At 70.9% G+C, this 18,102-nt stretch carries 15 protein-coding genes, 1 tRNA gene and 1 pseudogene; 11 read left to right on the top strand and 6 right to left on the bottom strand.

Going from position 1 to position 18,102, the window contains the following annotated elements:
* Positions 1 to 5: 5 nt before the first annotated feature.
* Complete coding sequence (locus ACZ4QV_RS07590; protein ID WP_361144720.1) at positions 6 to 764, top strand: GntR family transcriptional regulator; 759 nt, start codon at positions 6 to 8, stop codon at positions 762 to 764.
* A 36-nt stretch (positions 765 to 800) separates the two neighbouring features.
* Here ACZ4QV_RS07590 and ACZ4QV_RS07585 read toward each other — a convergent pair whose 3' ends face one another.
* Together ACZ4QV_RS07585 and ACZ4QV_RS07580 are read right to left on the bottom strand one after the other, a co-directional pair.
* A complete protein-coding gene (locus tag ACZ4QV_RS07585; RefSeq protein ID WP_467762672.1) occupies positions 801 to 1,532 on the bottom strand; it encodes a hypothetical protein in 732 nt (243 codons plus the stop codon).
* A gap of 88 nt (positions 1,533 to 1,620) precedes the next feature.
* Positions 1,621 to 2,493 (bottom strand): annotated as a pseudogene (locus ACZ4QV_RS07580) (DUF2079 domain-containing protein); the annotation flags it as partial.
* Positions 2,494 to 2,839: 346 nt separating this feature from the next.
* Between ACZ4QV_RS07580 and ACZ4QV_RS07575 the strand changes: the two are divergent.
* The 10 genes from ACZ4QV_RS07575 to ACZ4QV_RS07530 all read left to right on the top strand — a co-directional run bounded on the left by ACZ4QV_RS07575 (position 2,840) and on the right by ACZ4QV_RS07530 (position 12,588).
* Positions 2,840 to 3,961, top strand: a complete 1,122-nt coding sequence (locus tag ACZ4QV_RS07575) for a TIGR03364 family FAD-dependent oxidoreductase (RefSeq protein ID WP_361585470.1) — start codon at positions 2,840 to 2,842, stop codon at positions 3,959 to 3,961.
* Positions 3,955 to 4,785, top strand: coding sequence for a phosphonatase-like hydrolase (locus ACZ4QV_RS07570; RefSeq protein WP_361585467.1), 831 nt, complete (start codon positions 3,955 to 3,957; stop codon positions 4,783 to 4,785). The genes ACZ4QV_RS07575 and ACZ4QV_RS07570 overlap by 7 nt, the downstream gene beginning before the upstream one ends.
* Positions 4,782 to 5,936: an ABC transporter ATP-binding protein gene (locus tag ACZ4QV_RS07565; RefSeq protein ID WP_361585464.1), complete on the top strand. Its 1,155-nt coding sequence runs from the start codon at positions 4,782 to 4,784 to the stop codon at positions 5,934 to 5,936. Before ACZ4QV_RS07570 ends, ACZ4QV_RS07565 begins: the two co-directional genes overlap by 4 nt.
* On the top strand, positions 5,929 to 6,891 hold the full coding sequence (locus ACZ4QV_RS07560; protein WP_361585461.1) for a 2-aminoethylphosphonate ABC transporter permease subunit: 963 nt from the start codon (positions 5,929 to 5,931) through the stop codon (positions 6,889 to 6,891). The genes ACZ4QV_RS07565 and ACZ4QV_RS07560 overlap by 8 nt, the downstream gene beginning before the upstream one ends.
* On the top strand, positions 6,878 to 7,675 hold the full coding sequence (locus tag ACZ4QV_RS07555; protein WP_361144704.1) for an ABC transporter permease: 798 nt from the start codon (positions 6,878 to 6,880) through the stop codon (positions 7,673 to 7,675). Before ACZ4QV_RS07560 ends, ACZ4QV_RS07555 begins: the two co-directional genes overlap by 14 nt.
* A 103-nt stretch (positions 7,676 to 7,778) precedes the next feature.
* Complete coding sequence (locus ACZ4QV_RS07550; protein WP_361144702.1) at positions 7,779 to 8,837, top strand: 2-aminoethylphosphonate ABC transporter substrate-binding protein; 1,059 nt, start codon at positions 7,779 to 7,781, stop codon at positions 8,835 to 8,837.
* A 199-nt stretch (positions 8,838 to 9,036) separates the two neighbouring features.
* Entirely contained in the window at positions 9,037 to 9,816 is a 780-nt protein-coding gene (locus ACZ4QV_RS07545) for an HAD-IIA family hydrolase (protein ID WP_361144700.1), read from the top strand.
* 159 nt (positions 9,817 to 9,975) lie between these two features.
* Positions 9,976 to 10,683 (top strand): hypothetical protein, encoded by a 708-nt coding sequence (locus ACZ4QV_RS07540; protein WP_467762671.1) that lies wholly within the window; start codon positions 9,976 to 9,978, stop codon positions 10,681 to 10,683.
* Positions 10,667 to 11,386, top strand: coding sequence for a class F sortase (locus ACZ4QV_RS07535; protein ID WP_467762670.1), 720 nt, complete (start codon positions 10,667 to 10,669; stop codon positions 11,384 to 11,386). Before ACZ4QV_RS07540 ends, ACZ4QV_RS07535 begins: the two co-directional genes overlap by 17 nt.
* A 131-nt stretch (positions 11,387 to 11,517) precedes the next feature.
* The gene (locus tag ACZ4QV_RS07530; protein ID WP_361635262.1) at positions 11,518 to 12,588 is read left to right on the top strand and encodes a glycoside hydrolase family 6 protein; all 1,071 of its coding nucleotides are present in this window, start codon (positions 11,518 to 11,520) and stop codon (positions 12,586 to 12,588) included.
* A gap of 66 nt (positions 12,589 to 12,654) precedes the next feature.
* Here ACZ4QV_RS07530 and glxA read toward each other — a convergent pair whose 3' ends face one another.
* The 4 genes from glxA to ACZ4QV_RS07510 form a co-directional block, all read right to left on the bottom strand.
* Entirely contained in the window at positions 12,655 to 14,628 is a 1,974-nt protein-coding gene (glxA, locus tag ACZ4QV_RS07525) for a radical copper oxidase GlxA (RefSeq protein WP_361635265.1), read from the bottom strand.
* Entirely contained in the window at positions 14,625 to 16,583 is a 1,959-nt protein-coding gene (locus tag ACZ4QV_RS07520) for a glycosyltransferase family 2 protein (protein WP_361144689.1), read from the bottom strand. The genes glxA and ACZ4QV_RS07520 overlap by 4 nt, the downstream gene beginning before the upstream one ends.
* Before the next feature lie 350 nt (positions 16,584 to 16,933).
* Positions 16,934 to 17,614: a FadR/GntR family transcriptional regulator gene (locus tag ACZ4QV_RS07515; RefSeq protein ID WP_361144686.1), complete on the bottom strand. Its 681-nt coding sequence runs from the start codon at positions 17,612 to 17,614 to the stop codon at positions 16,934 to 16,936.
* 145 nt (positions 17,615 to 17,759) lie between these two features.
* Positions 17,760 to 17,833, bottom strand: a tRNA-Lys gene (locus ACZ4QV_RS07510).
* Positions 17,834 to 18,102: the final 269 nt, after the last annotated feature.

Genomic DNA, 18,102 nt, shown 5'->3' with positions numbered 1-18,102 from the left:
GGCCGGTGGACTACCCGAACGGCCAGGAACCTGGCGCACCGATCCGCTCCGGCATTCCCGAGCACGGACGCATCCCCAAGTACTACGCGGCGAAGGTCCGGATCGAAGCGCTCCTCGCCGAGCTGGGCGAGGGCGAGGCGCTGCCCACCGAACGCGACCTGGCGCTGCGCTTCGAGGTCTCCCGCGAAACCCTGCGTCTGGCGCTGCGCGAACTCCACCTGGAGGGACGGTTGCGGCGCCTCGGCCGTGGCACGGTCGTGGCGGGCCCCAAGCTGGAGCAGCCGCTGTCCCTGGCGAGTTACACCGAGGGCGTACGGAAGCAGGGCCGGCGGCCGGGCCGTCATCTGGTCGGCCTGGACCGCTTCCCCGCGCAGACGAGGCTGGCCGGGGAACTGGGCCTCCAAGTGGGCGACGAGGTGTGGCACTTGGAGCGGGTGCTGCTCGCGGACGAGGAGCGGGTGGGGCTGGAGAGCACGTACGTGGCCGTGGCACGCGTACCGCACCTGGACACGGACTTCGAGCCCGACTCCTCCTTCTACGCCTACCTCCACGAGCGTTTGGGCATCGGCTTCGGCACCGCGGACGAGCGCCTGGAGACCGTACTGGCCACCCCACGCGAGGCCCTGCTGATCGGCACCCCGGGCGCCCTCCCGATGCTCCTGATCCACCGCCTCTCCCGCGACACCCGGGGCGTACCGCTCGAACGGGTGCGGTCCCTCTACCGGGGCGACCGGTTCTCGTTCACGACCCACTTGGGCGACTGACCGCAACCGGATTCCTGACCGGCCGTCTCGTCCGCCTCAGCCGCGGAAGATGCTCATTCCCGTTCCCGGTGCTGTCCCTTCCGGAGCCGGGTTGCTTTCCGGCCCGGCGGCAGGCACTTCCGGGGTGATCGGGAACTCGGTTTCGCGGCGCAGCAGCAACACTTTGTCGTGCTCCCAGACCCGGCGGTATCCGTGCTCCAGCAGGAAGCCGGAGTACTGCTGCTCTTGGGAAACAGAAGTGAAGGGAAACGAAACGACGCCGAACTGGAGCAGCACGTAATCCGCGCCTCGCGGCACGCTGTCTGCCAGGACCACGGGGCCACGGGCGGTCAAGTGCGGAGCGATGATGTTGTCCACCTCCGCGGAAGCCCCGTCGGGAATCATTCCGGCAGCTTCGCGCAGGGCGCGAGTGTGGGGGTCGGGTGTCCAGTAACCGGGGTGGGGAATCACGAACAGGCCGAAGGGGACAGCGATGACCAGGGTCAGAAGGCCGGCGCCCGGCCCCCACCACCGTAGGGCCCGGCTCGTGCTGCGGCTTCTGCTGCTCTTGCGGTTTCTGACACTGCTCGTGCGGCTCCGGCGGTAGAGCCTGCCCGACACTTCCACACCGGCCGTGAGCAGGACCGGCCAGAGGAAGGCGTCGTAGTGGTACAGCACCGTCCAGTGTTTCGACGTCTCGGACAGGACGCGCTCGGCCACCAGAGGCAGCGCGCACCACGCCGTCGCCGAGCCCAGCGGCAGGAACAGCAAGGTGCCGAACAGCCACAAGACCAGCGCGATGCGGAGCGGTGGCCACTCCGAACAGGACCCAGGGTTCCGTCACGGTTTTCAGCAGGGCGGCGCCGAAATCGGGGCCCAGTCGGTGGTAGCTCCAGTAGAACCCGGGCTTTCCTCCCATCATCGGAAGCAGCCACTTGATGGTCACGATGGTGGCCGCGGGGCCGAGAACGAACAGGGCCGCCCCCGTTGCGACACCTGCCCGGCCTTTTACGCTGTCGCGTCGGCCGCGGTATGCCAGTACCGCGCCGTGGACACCGACCACCAGGCCCAGGTCTTCTTTGGTGCAGCACAGCAACCCGGCGTACACCAGGACGGCTCCGTAGCGCCGGCGCATTCCCCGCTCCAGCAGAAGCAGCAGCAAGGGAACGGCGAAAGCGACCTCGTGGAAACCGCGGCGGGAGGCTGTCATCAGCGGCCATCCCAGCGCGTACGCCGCACCGGCCAGATGCGCGGCTCGGGAGACGACGGGTGCTGGTGCGCTCTGGAAACAGCTCTCCGCGATACGTCGGACCACGGGCACTCCGGCGGCGAAGAGCGCCGCTTCGGCGACAAGGAGTACGCGCGGGTCGTCCCAGATCCAGTAGAGGGGAGCGAGGAGTGCCAGTACGGGGGAGAAGTGGTCTCCCAGTATGGAGAAGTCCGGCGGGAAACCGTGGTGGGTGCTCTTCAGCTCCGATCCGGGTAATCGGAAACCGGAGTAGTTCCGGATGGCTTGATCGAAGATCCCCAGATCGAATCCGCCCAGTTTCCCCGCACTCCACTGCTGCAGGCCCAGAGTCAAGGAGATGAGGAAGCAGAGTGCGGCCCATAGGAGGGTGTGGTGGGCCGACAGGAATTCCGGGACTCTCTCGGTCCACCTGACGGAAGGTGAGCGCGGAGGTGGCGGAGGAGCTGTGAGTCCGGCGCGGTGGCCACTTTCTGATGCTGTTGTGTGATGAGTCGTCGGCACGCTCTTGTCCCTCGATCGGCAGAAGGAAGCCGATCGCTTGCGCCCGATGCCCGTAGTGGCCGCAGACAGCGCACGGGTATATCAGCAAGACCTAGCAAACAGCCACCACGGAAGTAATGTCTACCGCGATTCTCCTTTCATGCGCTCGCTCACGGAAAGAAACACGCCACGGGTCAGGCGTAACCGGGCGCGTGCGGCTGTGTGCGAGCGAAGCCGGCGGGGGAGGGGCGCCGGCACCGATAAGTCACGAAGCGATAACGGGTCTAGGCCAAGGTTGAGTCCCCGTTCACCCCGGCGTCGTCTCCCGGCCTGCCCCGGGTCACCCGGTCCCACGAGCGTTCCCGGCATGCGAGTCATAGTTGTCGGAGCCGGGGTGCTGGGGACCATGCACGCCTGGGAAGCGGTCGGGCGCGGTCATGAGGTCGTGCACATCGAGCGGGAGGCCGAGGCGCGTGGGGCCTCGGTGCGGAATTTCGGGCTGGTCTGGGTCGGTGGGCGGGCCGGTGGGGCGGAGCTGGAGACGGCGCTGCGGGCGCGGGAGTTGTGGGAGGGCGTCGGGGAGCGGGTTCCCGGCCTCGGGTTCCGGGCGAACGGTTCGCTGACCGTCGTACGGGACGAGGCGGAGCGCGCCGTCGCGGAGGCCGCCATGCGTCGTGCGGACGCCGCCTCCCGGGGGTACGAGCTGCTCGGCGCCGACGAGGTGCGGGACGTGAACCCCGCCCTGCGGGGCGAGTTCGCCGGGGCGTTGTGGTGTGAGCGGGATGCCGCCGTGGAACCGCGTACCGCTCAGCGCGCGCTGCGCGAGGCGCTGATGGCTTCCGGGCGTTACACCTATCTGGGGGGCCGCGAAGTACGCGACGTCGTCGGTGAACGGGCCGTACGTGATGACCACGGCGACCTGCACGAGGGGGATTCCGTCGTGCTCTGCACCGGCGCCTGGCTCGGCGGTCTGGTGCGGGAGCTGGTGCCCGACCTGCCGGTGCGCCGCGTCCGGCTTCAGATGATGCAGACCGCGCCACTCGGCGAAACCCTGACCCCCTCGGTCGCGGACGCGGACAGCTTCCGCTACTACCCGGCGTACGACGGGCCCGATTTGGACGCGTGGGCGGCGGCGCGGCCGCAGGCGCCCGTAGCGGCCGAGCACCGGATGCAACTGCTGATGGTGCAGCGCGCGGACGGTGGACTGACCATCGGCGACACACACGAGTACGACGCGCCGTTCGGCTTCGACGTCGTCGAGGACCCGTACGAGCACCTGACCGGAGTCGTCGAGGGCCTGCTCGGGCGCCCGCTGCCCGCCGTGCGCCGCCGCTGGGCCGGGGTGTACGCGCAGTGCACGGACACCTCGCGCGTCGTGCACCGGCAACAGGTGCGTGACGGCGTCTGGCTGGTCACCGGGCCCGGAGGGCGTGGGATGACGTGTTCCCCGGCGCTGGCCGAGGACACCGCGAAGGACATCGGATGGTGAGGATGATGACGGTCGGCAATACGGAGCGGGAACGGATCTCGCTGGTCGTGCTCGACATGGCGGGGACGACGGTGGCCGACAGCGGACTGGTCGAGCAGGCGTTCAGCGCGGCGGCCGGACGGCTCGGCGTCGTACCGGGCAGCGCCGAGCACGAGAAGCACCTGGCATACGTCCGCGCCACCATGGGCGAGTCGAAGATCTCCGTCTTCCGGCACCTGTTCGGCGACGAGGAGCGGGCGCGGCGCGCCAACAGCGCCTTCGAGGAGGCGTACGGGGAACTGGTCGACGGCGGGCGGATCGCGCCCGTGCCCGGCGCCCGGGAAGCCGTCGAGGCCCTTCAGGACACGGGCCGCACGGTCGTACTGACCACCGGCTTCGCACGGGTCACGCAGGACGCCATCCTGGACGCGCTGGGCTGGCGGGACCTGGTGACGCTGACCCTGTGCCCCGCCGACGCGGGCGGCCGCGGACGGCCGTACCCGGACCTGGTGCTGGCCGCGCTGCTGCGGACCGGCGCCGCCGACTCCGTACAGCAGATCGCGGTCGCCGGTGACACCTCGTACGACATGCGCTCCGGCCGCCGGGCGGGCGCGTCGGTCGTGGCGGGGGTCCTGACCGGCGCCCATGACGAAGAGGCGCTGCGCGGCGCGGGCGCCACGCACGTCCTCGGCTCGGTGGCCGAACTGCCCGCCCTGCTCGACGGCGGGCAGGAACGGCGGAGCGGGGGCGGGGAGCGGCGGAGTGACGGCCGGGAGCAGCCGAGCGATGAGAGCGACGGCCCGGAGCGGCGGAGCGGTGGCCGGCGGCCGGAGCGTTCTGTATGAGTGCCGCCGCCGGTACCCGTGACGCCGCCCCCGCGGGCCACACCGCCCCCGCCCCCGCAGCGACGCCCGCCCCCGCCCCCTCCGGCATCCGCTTCGACCACGTCTCCGTCGCGTACGGCGGGAACGTCGTCCTGGACGACTTCGACCTGAGCGTCGAGCCGGGCGAGGTGCTGGCCCTGCTCGGCCCGTCCGGCTCCGGCAAGACCACCGCGCTGCGGGCGGTCGCCGGATTCGTCCGGCCGTGTACGGGGCGGGTGCTGATCGGCGGCCGGGACGTGACCGGGCTGCCGCCCCACCGGCGCGGCATCGGCATGGTCGTCCAGCAGTACGCGCTCTTCCCGCACCTGCGCGTCGAGGACAACGTCGCCTTCGGCCTCAAGGCGCGGCGCGGGCGCACCGGTTCGCGTGCCGAGACCGCCGCGCGCGTGACCGAGGCGCTGGAGATGACCGGCATGACCGCGTACGCGCGGCGCTATCCGCGCGAGCTGTCCGGCGGGCAGCAGCAGCGCGTCGCCATCGCGCGGGCGCTGGCCATCAGGCCCGGGGTGCTGCTCCTGGACGAGCCGCTGTCCGCCCTCGACGCCCGGCTGCGCTCCGGAATGCTCGCCGAACTGGCGCGGCTGCACCGGGAACTGCCGGACGTGTCGATCCTGTACGTCACCCACGACCAGGTGGAGGCGCTGACGCTGGCGGACCGCATCGCCGTCATGGACCGGGCGCGGCTGCGCGACTGCGGCACCCCGCAGGACCTCTACCGGCGCCCGCGCACCGAGTTCACCGCCTCCTTCGTCGGCAACGCCAACTTGCTGCCGGTGACGGCCGGCCCGCACGGCACGGCGGACTTCGCCGGTACGCGGCTGGCCGTCACCCCCGCCGACGGCGCGGCCCCCGGCGCGTCCGCCACGCTCTGTGTGCGCCCGCACCTCGTCGGACTCGGCGAGGGACCCAACGCGCTGCACGGCCGGGTCACCGAGGTGCAGTGGCGTGGCGCGACCCACCGGGTGTACGCGGACGTGGCCGGGCACCGTGTCATGGCGGACGTACGGGAGCTGCGCGCGACTCCGCAGCCCGGCTCCGAGGTCGTCCTGCACTTCACCGCCGAGGACGCGGTGCTGCTGCCGGCCGGGGCGGGGAGCACCGCCGATGAGTAGCACGGAGACCCTTTCGCTGCCGCGGGACGCGGGAAGCCGGGGTACGGGAACGGACGCGGGAAGCCGGGACCGGGGCAGTTGGGCCGCGCGTACCGCACCGGTCCTCTGGGCCCTGCCTCCGCTCGCCGCCCTCGCCCTCGTCTTCCTCCACCCGCTGGCCCTGGTCGTACGGCAGTCCTTCGTGGGCGAGGAGGGCGGCCCGCCGTCCACCGCCCCGTACGCGCAGGTCTTCGCCGAGGTGTCTTTCCGGGACGCGCTCGGGAACACCGTGCTGATCGCCGTCGGCGCGACCGTCGGCTGCCTGCTGCTCGGCTTCGTCCTCGCGCTGGTGATCGCGTTCGTACCGTTTCCGGGCAGTCGCGCGCTGAGCCGCTTCGTCGACGTCTTCCTCGCCTTCCCGTCCTTCCTGATCACCCTCGCCCTGCTCTTCGTGTACGGCACGGCCGGGCTGGCCAACGGACTGTGGACGGACGCCACCGGCGCCGCGGCCGGGCCCTTCGCCTTTCTGCACACCCCGTGGGGCGTGCTCCTCGCCGAGATCACGTACTTCACGCCCTTCGTGATGCGCCCGCTCCTCGCGGCCTTCTCCCAGGTGGAGACCGGGCAGTTGGAGGCCGCCGCGTCGCTCGGCGCCCGGCCGGCCCGGGTCGTACGGAAGGTGATCTGGCCCGAGGCGCTGCCCTCGCTGGCGGCGGGCGGCGCGCTCGTCCTCGTGCTGACGCTCAACGAGTTCGGGATCGTGCTGTTCACCGGCGCCAAGGACGTGGTGACCCTGCCCGTCCTCGTCTACACCAAGGCCATTCTCGACGGCGACTACACGGGGGCGTGCGTCGTCGCCGTCGTCAACATCGTGCTGTCCGTCGCCCTTTACGCCCTGTACCGGACCGTGGCCGCACGGGCGGGCGGGGCGCGTACACCGACAGCGGGAGGTGCCGGCCACCGTGCTCGTGCATAGCAAAGGGGCCCGACGGGCCGTCTGGACCGTGTTCTTCGTCCTCTTCCTGCCGGTCTTCGCCCTGCCGCTGCTGGTGGTCGTCGCGGCGTCCTTCGCGAGCAGTTGGAGCGGGGCGCTGCCGTCCGGTCCGACGACGGCGCACTACCAGGACATCGCGCGCGGTGACTCGCTGGAGGCGCTGGTCACCAGTCTGGTCACGGCCGTCGCCGCGAGCCTGCTGGCGCTCACGGCCGGCACCTGGGCCGCGCTGGCCGCCCAGCGTCTGCGGCCGCGCGCCCGCCGTGTCCTCGACGGCCTGTTCGTCCTGCCGGTCGCGGTGCCGTCCGTCGTCGTGGGCCTGTCGCTGCTGGTCGCCTTCTCGCAGCCGCCGCTGCTCCTGAACGGCACCCCGCAGATCGTGGTCGTCGCGCACACGGTGCTGGTCACCGCCTTCGCGTACCAGTCCGTGACGGCCGCGCTGGCCCGCCTGGACCCGGCGTACGAGCAGAGCGCCGCCAGCCTCGGCGCGCGCCCGGCCTACGTCCTGTGGCGCGTCAAGCTGCCGCTGCTGCTGCCGTCCCTGACCGCCGCCGCCGGGCTGTGCTTCGCCCTGTCCATGGGCGAGCTGAGCGCCACGATGATGATCTACCCGCCGGACTGGACGCCGCTGCCGGTGCGGATCTTCGCCACCACCGACCGGGGCGCCCTGTTCGCCGGTGCCGCGCTCGCGGTGGCGCTGATGGCCGCCACGCTGCTCGTCCTGTCGGCCGTCTCCCGTGTGCGTACCAAGGCCTCGTACCGCTGACGGGCCCGGACCGATCACTCCGGGCCCCGGCACGACTCCCCTCGGACCCCGGCCCGGCCATTTGCCACCTGCCACCTGCCACCTCAAGGAGCCACGACACGTCATGCGCAGCCCCCTCAAGCCGACCGCCGCCGTCTGCGGCACCCTGGTCCTCGGCGCCGCCCTGACCGGGTGCGGCGGCGTGTCCCGCGCCGACGCCCGGGAGATCACCGTCTACAGCGCCGACGGCCTGCGCGGTGAGCGGGGCGACGGTTTCTACGACCGGGTCTTCAAGGACTACGAGAAGAAGACCGGCATCAAGGTCAACCTGGTCGAGAGCGGCTCCGGCGCCGCCGTGCAGCGGCTGGTCCGGGAGAAGGCCAACACCAAGGCGGACATCGTCGTGACGCTGCCGCCGTTCATCCAGCAGGCGGGTGGCAAGGGGCTGCTGGAGCCGTACCGCCCCAAGGGCTCCGAGCAGGTCGCCGCCGCGGACAAGGACCCGGACGGCAGGTGGACCGCCGTCGTCAACAACTACTTCTGCTTCATCTACAACAAGCAGCAGCTCCAGCAGCCGCCCCGTACCTGGCAGGACCTGACGGCCGCCCGCTTCAAGAACAAGCTCCAGTACTCCACACCGGGCGTCGCCGGGGACGGTACGGCTGTCCTCGTCCAGGCCCTGCACGATTTCGGCGGCCAGGGCCCCGCCATGGAGTTCCTCAAGAAACTCCAGGCCAACAACGTCGGCCCGTCCTCCTCCACCGGACAGCTCGCCCCCAAGACCGACAAGGGCGAACTCCTCGTCGCCAACGGCGACGTGCAGATGAACTACGCCAACATGAAGTCCATGCCGAACCAGGGCATCTTCTTCCCGGCCGCCCGCCCCGGCGCGAAGCCGTCCACCTTCGCGCTCCCGTACGCGGCCGGACTGGTCAGGAACGCCCCGCACGCGGCGCAGGCGAAGAAGTTCCTGGACCACCTGCTCTCACCCGAGGTGCAGAAACAGGTCTCCGCGGTCGGCGGCGGGTTCGCCGCCCGTACGGACATCCGGCCCACCGACCGCAACGCCACCGAACTCGCCACCATCATGGACGGCGTCGACATCTTCCGCCCGGACTGGAACGACATCGACAAGAACCTGTCCACCTACCTCGCCGCCTGGAAGACGGCCACGGGAAGCTGACCGCCGCCGCGGCTCCGGGGGCGGTCCGGCCCGCGGGCCGCTCGGCGGGGTCAAGATCGCGGCGGCTGACTTAGGCTGGGGGCGTCGGCCATACGTACGAGACGCAGGTCACCCGGTGGGGTGCGCGGCGCGTACGGGCCCCGCGACGGCGCGGGTACGGCCGGCACCCCTGGCAGACACGCACGGCGGGAGACCGGCAGTGGCAGAGCGCAAGCCGATCGAGTCATGGCTGACCGACATGGACGGGGTCCTGATGCACGAGGGCATCCCGGTGCCCGGTGCCGACGCCTTCATCAAGCGGCTGCGCGAATCGGGCAAGCCCTTCCTCGTCCTGACCAACAACTCCATCTACACCCCGCGCGACCTGCACGCCCGGCTGAACCGGATCGGCCTGGACGTGCCCTGGGAGTCCATCTGGACCTCCGCGCTGGCCACCGCCCAGTTCCTGGACGAGCAGCGGCCGTCCGGCACCGCGTACGTCATCGGCGAGGCGGGCCTGACCACCGCGCTGCACGACATCGGCTACGTCCTCACCGACCACGAGCCCGACTACGTGGTGCTCGGCGAGACCCGCACGTACAGCTTCGAGGCGCTCACCAAGGCCATCCGGCTCATCAACGACGGTGCCCGGTTCATCGCCACCAACCCCGACGAGACCGGCCCCTCGGCGCAGGGCGCGCTGCCCGCGACCGGCTCGGTGGCCGCGCTGATCACCAAGGCGACGGGCGTCGAGCCGTACTTCGTCGGCAAGCCCAATCCGCTGATGATGCGGCACGGCCTGAACGTCATCGGCGCGCACAGCGAGACCTCCGCGATGATCGGCGACCGGATGGACACCGATGTGCTGGCCGGTCTGGAGGCGGGCATGGAGACGTTCCTGGTACTGACCGGGCTGACCGGCAAGGGCGACATCGAGCGCCACCCGTTCCGGCCGTCGCGGGTCGTCGACTCCATCGCCGACCTCGTCGACCTGGTGTGACCGGGACGCGGCCCGGCGTCTGAGCCCGGCCGCGGCGCGCCCGTTCCCGGCCTTCGGTGTCAGAGCCCGGCCGCTCACCCGGACGGCGCAGCCGCGGGCCCGCCCGGGATGCGGAACCGGGCCGCCGGGCGGACCTTCGGAAGTGTTCGGAGGTTCACCATGCGCACACCGGGATTCACTCTCTGTGCCGCCTTGGCGGTGACGGTGCTGACGCCGGGGCCCGCGCTCGCGTCCGCGCCCCGGGCACCGGGCGCCACGGCGGGCACCGTCGCGGTCACACCGTCCGCCCTCGCGCCGGGCACCGAGGCGGCCCTCCAGGTCACCGGCTGCGCGAGCCGGTCGGGCCGGGCCACCTCGGCCGCCTTCGTCGACGCCGTGCCGCTGGCGGGGGTCGCCGCCGGGCTGGTGGGCGACGCGCGGGTGCGCTCGACGGCCGACCCCGGCACGTACGCCGTCTCCGTCCACTGCGACGGCGAGGACGCGCGCGCCGCGGGCTCCTTCGAGGTCGTCCCGGCATCCGCGGACAACGGTGACGGGGCGGAACCGGATACGGGTACGGACACGGCTACGGAAGCGGACACAGACACGGCCGAACCACCGGCTTCCCCCTCCGCCCCGGTACGGGCAGGAGGCGGCTGGACGGCGACCCACCCACACCCGTACCCCCGCCCCGACGCCGCGCGCTCCGCACTCGCCCGGACCACCGCCGTTCGCACCGCCACCGTCCGGACCGCCGCGCGCCACGAGGGCGACGGTGTCTACGCGGTGGGCCTGGTACTGGCAGGCGGCGCGGTCCTCGCGCTCACCGGACAGGCGCTGCGGATGCGGCGCCGGCGCAAGGGGTCGGGCGATGGCGATGCGGGCTGACGACCACCCGGTGGCGGCCCGCCGCCCCCCGCACACTCCCGGCCGCGGCCGGATGACCGTCGGTGTGGCATGGGCGGTACTGCTGCTGGGACTGTGGCAGTGGGGCCGGGACCTGACGGACGGCGGAGACCTGGCGAAGGCGCCGACCACCGGCGACGTCGCGGCCGTCGGCCGCCCGCTCGAACAGGAACTGCCCGCCGCCCACGCGCCCCTGGCCACCTCCCCGGGCGGCCGCCCCACCGAGGTCGCGGTCGGCGCACTGGGCGTACGGGCCGGTGTGACGGAGACCGGCCTGGACGCCACCGGCGCCGTCGGCACACCGCCGTACCGCACGCCCGGACGCGTCGGCTGGTACGCGAAGGGGCCGCAGCCGGGCACGGCGGGCGCCGCGGTGCTGGCCGGGCACGTCGACACGACCAGCGGCCGCGCGGTCTTCCACCGCCTCGGCAGCCTCAAGCCGGGGCAGCCGGTGGACGTGCGCAGGGCGGACGGCAGCACCGCGCGGTTCACCGTCGAGGACGTCAAGATCTACGACCGCCGGAACTTCGTACCGCGCAAGGTCTACGGCGCGCACCTGCCGGGCCGCGCGGAACTGCGCCTGATCACCTGCGCCGGCACCTTCGACAGCGAGCGGGACGCCTACAGCGCCAACGTCGTCGTGCACGCCTATCTCACGAAGGTCACGCCCGCACCGGCGGGTTGAGCCGTCCCGTCCGGCCGATTCCGGCGCCGTGGGGCCGGCGTAACAGGTTGTCCACAGCCCGGCCTGCGGTTGAGGGGCGTGTGCCAGGATGGATTCGACCGCTCTTGTTCCGTGCTCCGAGGGGGGAGTGGATGTACGGCAATGTTCGGGGATCCGGGGGCGGGCCCCCGGGTGAGCGCCGCGCCGCGCGCCGGCGCGGGGTGTCCGGCACGGTATCGGCGTTAGGGGCGCTGCTGCTGGTCTCGGGGTGCTTCTCGTCCGGCGACGGAGACGGCGAGGCGGAGGGGAAGGCCGGGGCCAGACCCGGTCAGCAGCCCAAGGCCACGGTGCCGTACTGGGTCAACCCGGAAGGCAAGGCGGCACAGCAGGCCGCCACGTACGCCAGAAGCGACAAGCCCGACGACGCCCGGCTGATCGACAAGATAGCCACCCGGCCCGTGGCCGAGTGGATAGGCGTCGAGGACCCGCAGGGCGAGGCCCGCGGCTTCACCGAGGCCGCGGCCAAGGCCGGCCGTGAGGCGCTGCTGGTCCTCTACAACATCCCGCACCGCGACTGCGGCAGCTATTCCAAGGGCGGCGCGGCGGACGGCAACGCCTACCGCGCGTGGCTGGACGGCGTGCTCAAGGGCATCGGGGACCGCCCCACCACGGTCGTCCTGGAGCCGGACGCCCTGCCGCACATCGCGGACCGGTGCACACCCGAGCAGTTCCACGAGGAGCGCTACGCCCTGCTGACGGAGGCCGTCGGCAAGCTCAAGGCGCTGCCGCACACCAAGGTCTACCTGGACGCGGGCAACCCGCACTGGATCAAGGACCCGGGCCGCATGGTGGAGCCCCTCGAGCGGGCCGGCATCGACCAGGCCGACGGCTTCGCGCTCAACATCTCCAACTTCCAGACCACCGAGGAGAACAAGAAGTACGGCAAGCAGCTCTCCTCGATGGTGGGCGGCAAGCACTTCGTCATCGACACCAGCCGCAACGGCAACGGCCCCGCGCCCGGCGGTGACGACCCGGAGAACTGGTGCAACCCGCCCGGCCGCGCCCTCGGCGCGGCACCGACGACCCGGACGGGCGACCCGCTCGTGGACGCCTACCTGTGGATCAAGCGGCCCGGCGAGTCCGACGGCACGTGCAAGGGCGGGCCCAAGGCCGGCGAGTGGTGGCCGGACTACGCCCTGGAGCTGGCCCGCAATACGAAGTAGCCGCGAGGGGACGACGGCGCGGGGCGCCCCGGGCGAACCGCGGCACCCCGCACCGCCGTCACCGGCTCAGTTCAGGCCCAGCCCCTTCAGCTCGGCCTCCGACGCCGTCGGCACCTTCACCCAGACCGCCTTGGACGGAGTGCCCTGGTCGTCCACGGCGTTGAGCATGTACCAGCCGGGCGGTACCAGCGTCGGGTCCTTCGGCAGGGTCACCGTGACACCGTTCTTGGACGTTTTGAAGTCCAGTGCGATCGACCGCTGTTCGATGTTGGTGACGTGCGTGAACGAACCCGGCCGGACCAGCCGCATCTTCTTGATCGAGGACGCGTGCTCGGTCCCGTACGTGGCCCGGCCGCCCAGCTCCACCGTCTTCGGCGCGGTGTCGGTCAGCTCCGGCCGCGAGTCCCGGTAGAGGTACGGCGGCGTCCAGATGTCGATCTGCTGCTGGAAGACGCCCGGCTTGGTGTTGTCCTTGTCGGCGAAGAGCGAGTCGGAGCCGAACGTCATCACCCGGCCGTCCGGCAGCAGCAGCGCCCCGGAGTGGTAGTTGCGCCCCACCAGCGGATCGGCCACCGCCCGCGAGGTGTTGGCCTTCGGGTCGTACAGCTCGGCGCTGAGGACGTTGCTGTCGCCGCGCCCCCGGTAGTCCCCGGAGCCGTTGGTGGTGAGCACCGTGTCGTCGGGCAGGATGACGCTGCTCGGGTAGCGCGCCTTCGCGTACAGCGGCGGGCCGTCCGTGAAGCGCGGCTTGTCGGCGTGCAGGTCCACCAGCCGGGTCCTGTCGGTGGCCTTGGGGTCCTCGCCGACCCCGCCGCCGCCCAGCACCATGTACCGCTGGTCCTGCGCGGGCGGCAGCAGTACGGACATCGAGGTCTCCAGGACGTCCGGGTCGCTCATTCCGGGAATGACCTGGAACTTGTTGGTCTTCAGGTCCCAGATGCCGGGGGTGCGCCCGATGTTGTCGGGGCCGTATCCGGCGTTGGACCCGGTGTAGAGCAGCCGCCCCTTGTCGGTGAGGAAGAGGGCGGGGTAGGTCGGGAAGAAGCGCTGCTTGGGCAGGTAGGTCCACTTCTTCGTCTTCGGGTCGTAGATCTCCTGCTTGCCCGGGACGACCTGGCCGATCTCGTCCAGCCCGGAGGTGGACAGCACCTTGCCGTCCTCCAGGCTGGTCAGGGTCGGGTACCAGCGGGCCTCGTTCATCGGGTCGACCGGGACGTAGCGTTCGGCCACCGGGTCGAACTCGAACGAGTCCTTGATCCCCTGGAAGTCCTTCTTGTCGAAGGACAGCTTCTGCGCGATGCCGTAGAAGTTGCGGGCGTCGGCGCCGGTCAGACCGTGGATGCGGTAGTTGTCCTGGGCGCCGGTCGAGTACTGGCGGCCCTCCTTGAGCGCCTCCACGTAGACGCGGGCCTCGCTGTGGGTGACGGTGACCTTGCCGGTCCTGGGGTCCGTCTTCTTCTTGGCGCGCGGGACCACGACCGGGTCCTTGGACGCGAAGGTCTTGCCGTTCTGCTTGCCGGTGAACAGCGTCCCGGCGGGGAACGTCTTCGGCGCGTCCGGGTTCTCGTTGTAGACGATCATGAGCCCGCCGGCCTTCTTCACGTCGCCGCCGAGCTTCTCGTACCGCTGGGTTCCGCCGGCCACCAGCAGCTTGCCGTCCGGCAGTTGGGTGTGACCCGCGCAGAAGAGGTCCTTCGGGGTGGGAATGTTCTTGAAGGTGTTCTTCACCGGGTCCCACAGGACCGTACGGAACGACTTGGCCGCGAAGTTCTTGGCGTTGTTCCCCGACCCGGCGACCAGCAGCACCTTGCCGGTGTGCAGCAGCGCGGCGTGAATCGTGTTGATCCTGTACTCGGGCGGTACGTCCACCACGTCCCAGTGGCCGTTCGCCGCCTTGTACTCAGGCTGGTTGATCTTGTACTCGTGGTACTTCTCCGAGACGAACCCGAACAGGGCCGGACCGTTCATCCCCGCCAGCGCGAGCACCACGGCCGCGCCGATCGCCACTCTGCGGGTGCGCCGGCTCGGACGGTATTTCATGAGTGACGTCCCCCAAGAGCGATCTGCGCGGTCCGGCCGGCGGTCCGGTCACCCGGCTCAGCGAGAGCTGAGCGCTCGGGCGCCGCCGCCCAACTGGGCTGGCGCTGCGGATGCGGCGCCTGCTGCGGCCCGCCACCGGACGCCGGCGGGTCTCCCCGCGACGTCTTGCGCCGCTCTTGCCGCATGCCCCAGCGCCAGGCGAAGACGGGTGCCGCCGTGATCAGCAGCGCCAGCGTGGCCCAGGTGATCATCGCCGGGTGGCTGTGTCCGTAGACGAACGAGGCGGCCAGCGAGCCCCCGAAGACCAGGATGAAGAACAGGTGCACCCGGAATGTGCCGAAGAGGGTGTCCGGGCTGGCGGAGTCGCCCTTCGGTGTCACCACGAACTTGCTCTTGCGGCGCAGCGCCGCGTCGAACAGCGAGCGGGCATAGATCGGCGCGGAGAGCGCGGACATCACCATGCCGGCCACGCCGCCGGAGCCCTCCGGCTCGTGCGGCGAGACGTTGTGCCGGCGGTTCCACACGTACAGCCCGATCTGGAGCGCCGAGGCGTTGCCGTACAGCATCATCCACACCGCCGGGTCGATCTGCACGCCCGAGGCGCCCAGGCCCAGGAACAGCGCGCAACTGAGCGCTGCCAGAATCCAGTTCATGGCGGACATCGGGTAGAAGATGACCATCATGGTGTAGTTGAAGAACTTGCCCGGCGGCAGGGTGAAGGGCGCCTTCCAGAACTGCTTGAGTATGGTCTCGTACGTCCCGCGCGACCAGCGCAGTTGCTGGGTGAAGAAGTCCGTCCAGGCGTTGGGTCCCTCGCCGACCGCGAGCACGTCGGGGGTGTAGACCGAGCGCCACTTCCGGCCGGTGTCCGGGTTCCGGTGCCGGTGCATCTCGAACCCGGTCGCCATGTCCTCGGTGATCGAGTCGTACAGGCCGCCGATCTGCTGCAGCGCCCTGATGCGTACGGCGTTGGAGGTGCCGACGAACATGGGCGCGCCGTAGCGGTTGCCGGCCCGCTGGATCAGCGCGTGGAAGAGGAACTGCTGCGACTCCGCCGCCTTGGTGACGAACGTGTCGTAATTGCCGTACACCTGCGGGCCGATGACGAAGCCGACGTCCGGGTCGCGGAAGAAGCCGAGCATCCGCTCCAGGTAGTTGGGCAGTGGTACGTGGTCGGTGTCGACGGAGGCGAAGTAGTCGTAGGCGTCACCGTGCGCCTGGAGCCAGGCGTTGTAGTTGCCGTGCTTGGTCTTGGCGCGGTGCGGGCCCTTCCTCTGGTTCCACTGCGGGATGCCCTTGCGGGTGAAGTGGTGGACGCCGAGGCGCTCGCAGACCGCTTTGACGTCCGGGTCGTCGCCCTCGTCGAGGAGCCAGACGTGCAGCAGGCCGCGGTGGCGGATCCTGACGGCCGCCTCCAGTGTCCTGGTCACCATTTCCAGGGGTTCCTTGCCGGGTACGAAGGAGGTGAGGAAGGCGACGCGGGTGCCGTGTTCGGGGACGACCGGGATGGGGTCGCGGGCGACCAGGGTGGCGTGGGCGTTGGACAGCACGTTCATGCACCGGAAGAACTCGATCAGCCCGATCGAGACCAGCATGACGATGTCCAGCACCGGCAGGAAGTCGTGGGCGGGGTGGTCGCGTTCGGTCCAGTGGGCCGGCTGCATCAGCCAGGCGAGCAGGCCGAGCGAGAGCAGGGGAGCGGCGCCGAGCAGCAACGCCGCGCGTATTCGGTGCGGTTCGTCCGCCAGCAGGCTGCGGTAGCGCACCTTGTAGGGCCGGTCGGGGTCGGGCTGGGTGAGTGGTCCGGCGAGGCGGCTGTAGTGCTCGTAGTCGTAGCGCGGCAGCGGTCTGCGCGGCTGCCGGCGCGGCCAGTGCTGGCGCGGCACACGCAGGCGTGTCGTCGCGGACGGGTCGTACTGGTGCTCCTGCCGGGCGCCGGTAGGCGGCGACGTCATGAGTCCATCCCCCCGGCACGCATGCTGGCTGCGTGCCCGTCTTCTCAAGGCCCGAGTGTCCGGCCCCCCTCGGCCGACCCGGGCGCAAGTGGTGTCGGCCGCCTACGCCTACGACGCAGGACGGCCGCCTTCCGGTTGCATGATTCCCGCTCCGACTCGCTCTCGCGCAGCGGGGCCCCACTCCCACACTCATCGCAACCGGTGTGTCCCCCAACATGAGCGTGCACAGGCTCAGTTGGGCTCCAGTATCCCGTCAGGGTCTCGAAGCTCATATCTTGATCGCAAGGGCGAAACGAGGGGTTTACCGGACATGCGAGTGCATTGCTGGACGGGTCAGGTCGGAGGGGGCATTACTTCTGACCCGAACTGCGCAGCCGCAGACGGATGTTGTCGAAATGGCTGCGTACGGCCTGCTCGGCCCGCTGCGCGTCACCGTCGCGTACCGCCGCGAGGATCTCCGCGTGCTGCCGGTGGGTGACCCGCGGGTCGGCCCCCAGCCCGGCCAGGTCCGTCCGTACGCGGTGGAACGCCTCCCAGAACGCGTCCAGCACCTCGCTCAGCAGCCGGTTGTCCAGCCCCCGGTAGAGCGCGGCGTGGAAGGCCCGGTCGGTGTCGGCCCGCACCGCCCCCTCCGCGGCCTCCGCCGCCATCCGCTCCACCAGCTCGTCCAGCTCCGCGAGCGCCGCCCCCGGCACCTGGCCCGCCAGTCGTGCGATCAGCCCGGTCTCCACCGCCTCGCGCAGCTCCAGCAGCTGGAGCAGGCTGTCCTCGCCCCGGTAGTGTCCGGCCACCGTCCGGAAGGCCAGGCCCTCGGTCATCGGGGCCATCGACATCGGTCCGACGTACGTGCCGAAGCCGTGCCGGATCTCCACGATGCCCATCGCCTGCAACGCCTTGAGTGCCTCGCGGACGGAGTTCCGGCTGACCCCGAGCAGCTCCATCAGGTCCGTCTCGGTGGGCAGCGGCGCCCCGGGGGCCAGCCGCCGGTCGATGATGAGCTTCTTGATCCGCTCCTGGTTGTCGCGCGCCATTGTGCGACTGTGCACCCCGATCACCGTTTTGACCAGCGATGCACCGGCCCGGCGCGGGGAAAGGCGGGGATCGGGGCAGTGGCCGGGGCGGCCGCCCGGAAAAGCACCGAGGCCCCTCGCAACTGCGAGGGGCCTCGGTGTGACGTGCGCCGCCAGGGACTCGAACCCCGGACCCGCTGATTAAGAGTCAGCTGCTCTAACCAACTGAGCTAGCGGCGCGCGCTGACATGGAAAACTTTACACGAACTCCAGGGGTGCTCCTGACCACCCGCCCGGCCGCCCGGGCCCGCCGAATGTGTGACCTGTGTCACCTGTTCTTGCGTCCGTCCGGGGAGTGTTGGTGCCGGGCCGGATTCCGCGGTCCGGCAGGGCGAAAGTCCCGTGATCTCGGGACCTTCGTCGAGCCGGATGACCGATTTGGTCTGTGAGTATGCTTTCGTAATGGATGATCATCAGTTGCCCCGTCAACATGCGATATCTCCTACCAG

The sequence above is a fragment of the Streptomyces sp. NPDC026394 genome, assembly GCF_055567735.1.
The sequence above is the reverse complement of the archived record's forward strand: the minus strand, read 5'-3'. Positions and strand labels throughout refer to the sequence as shown.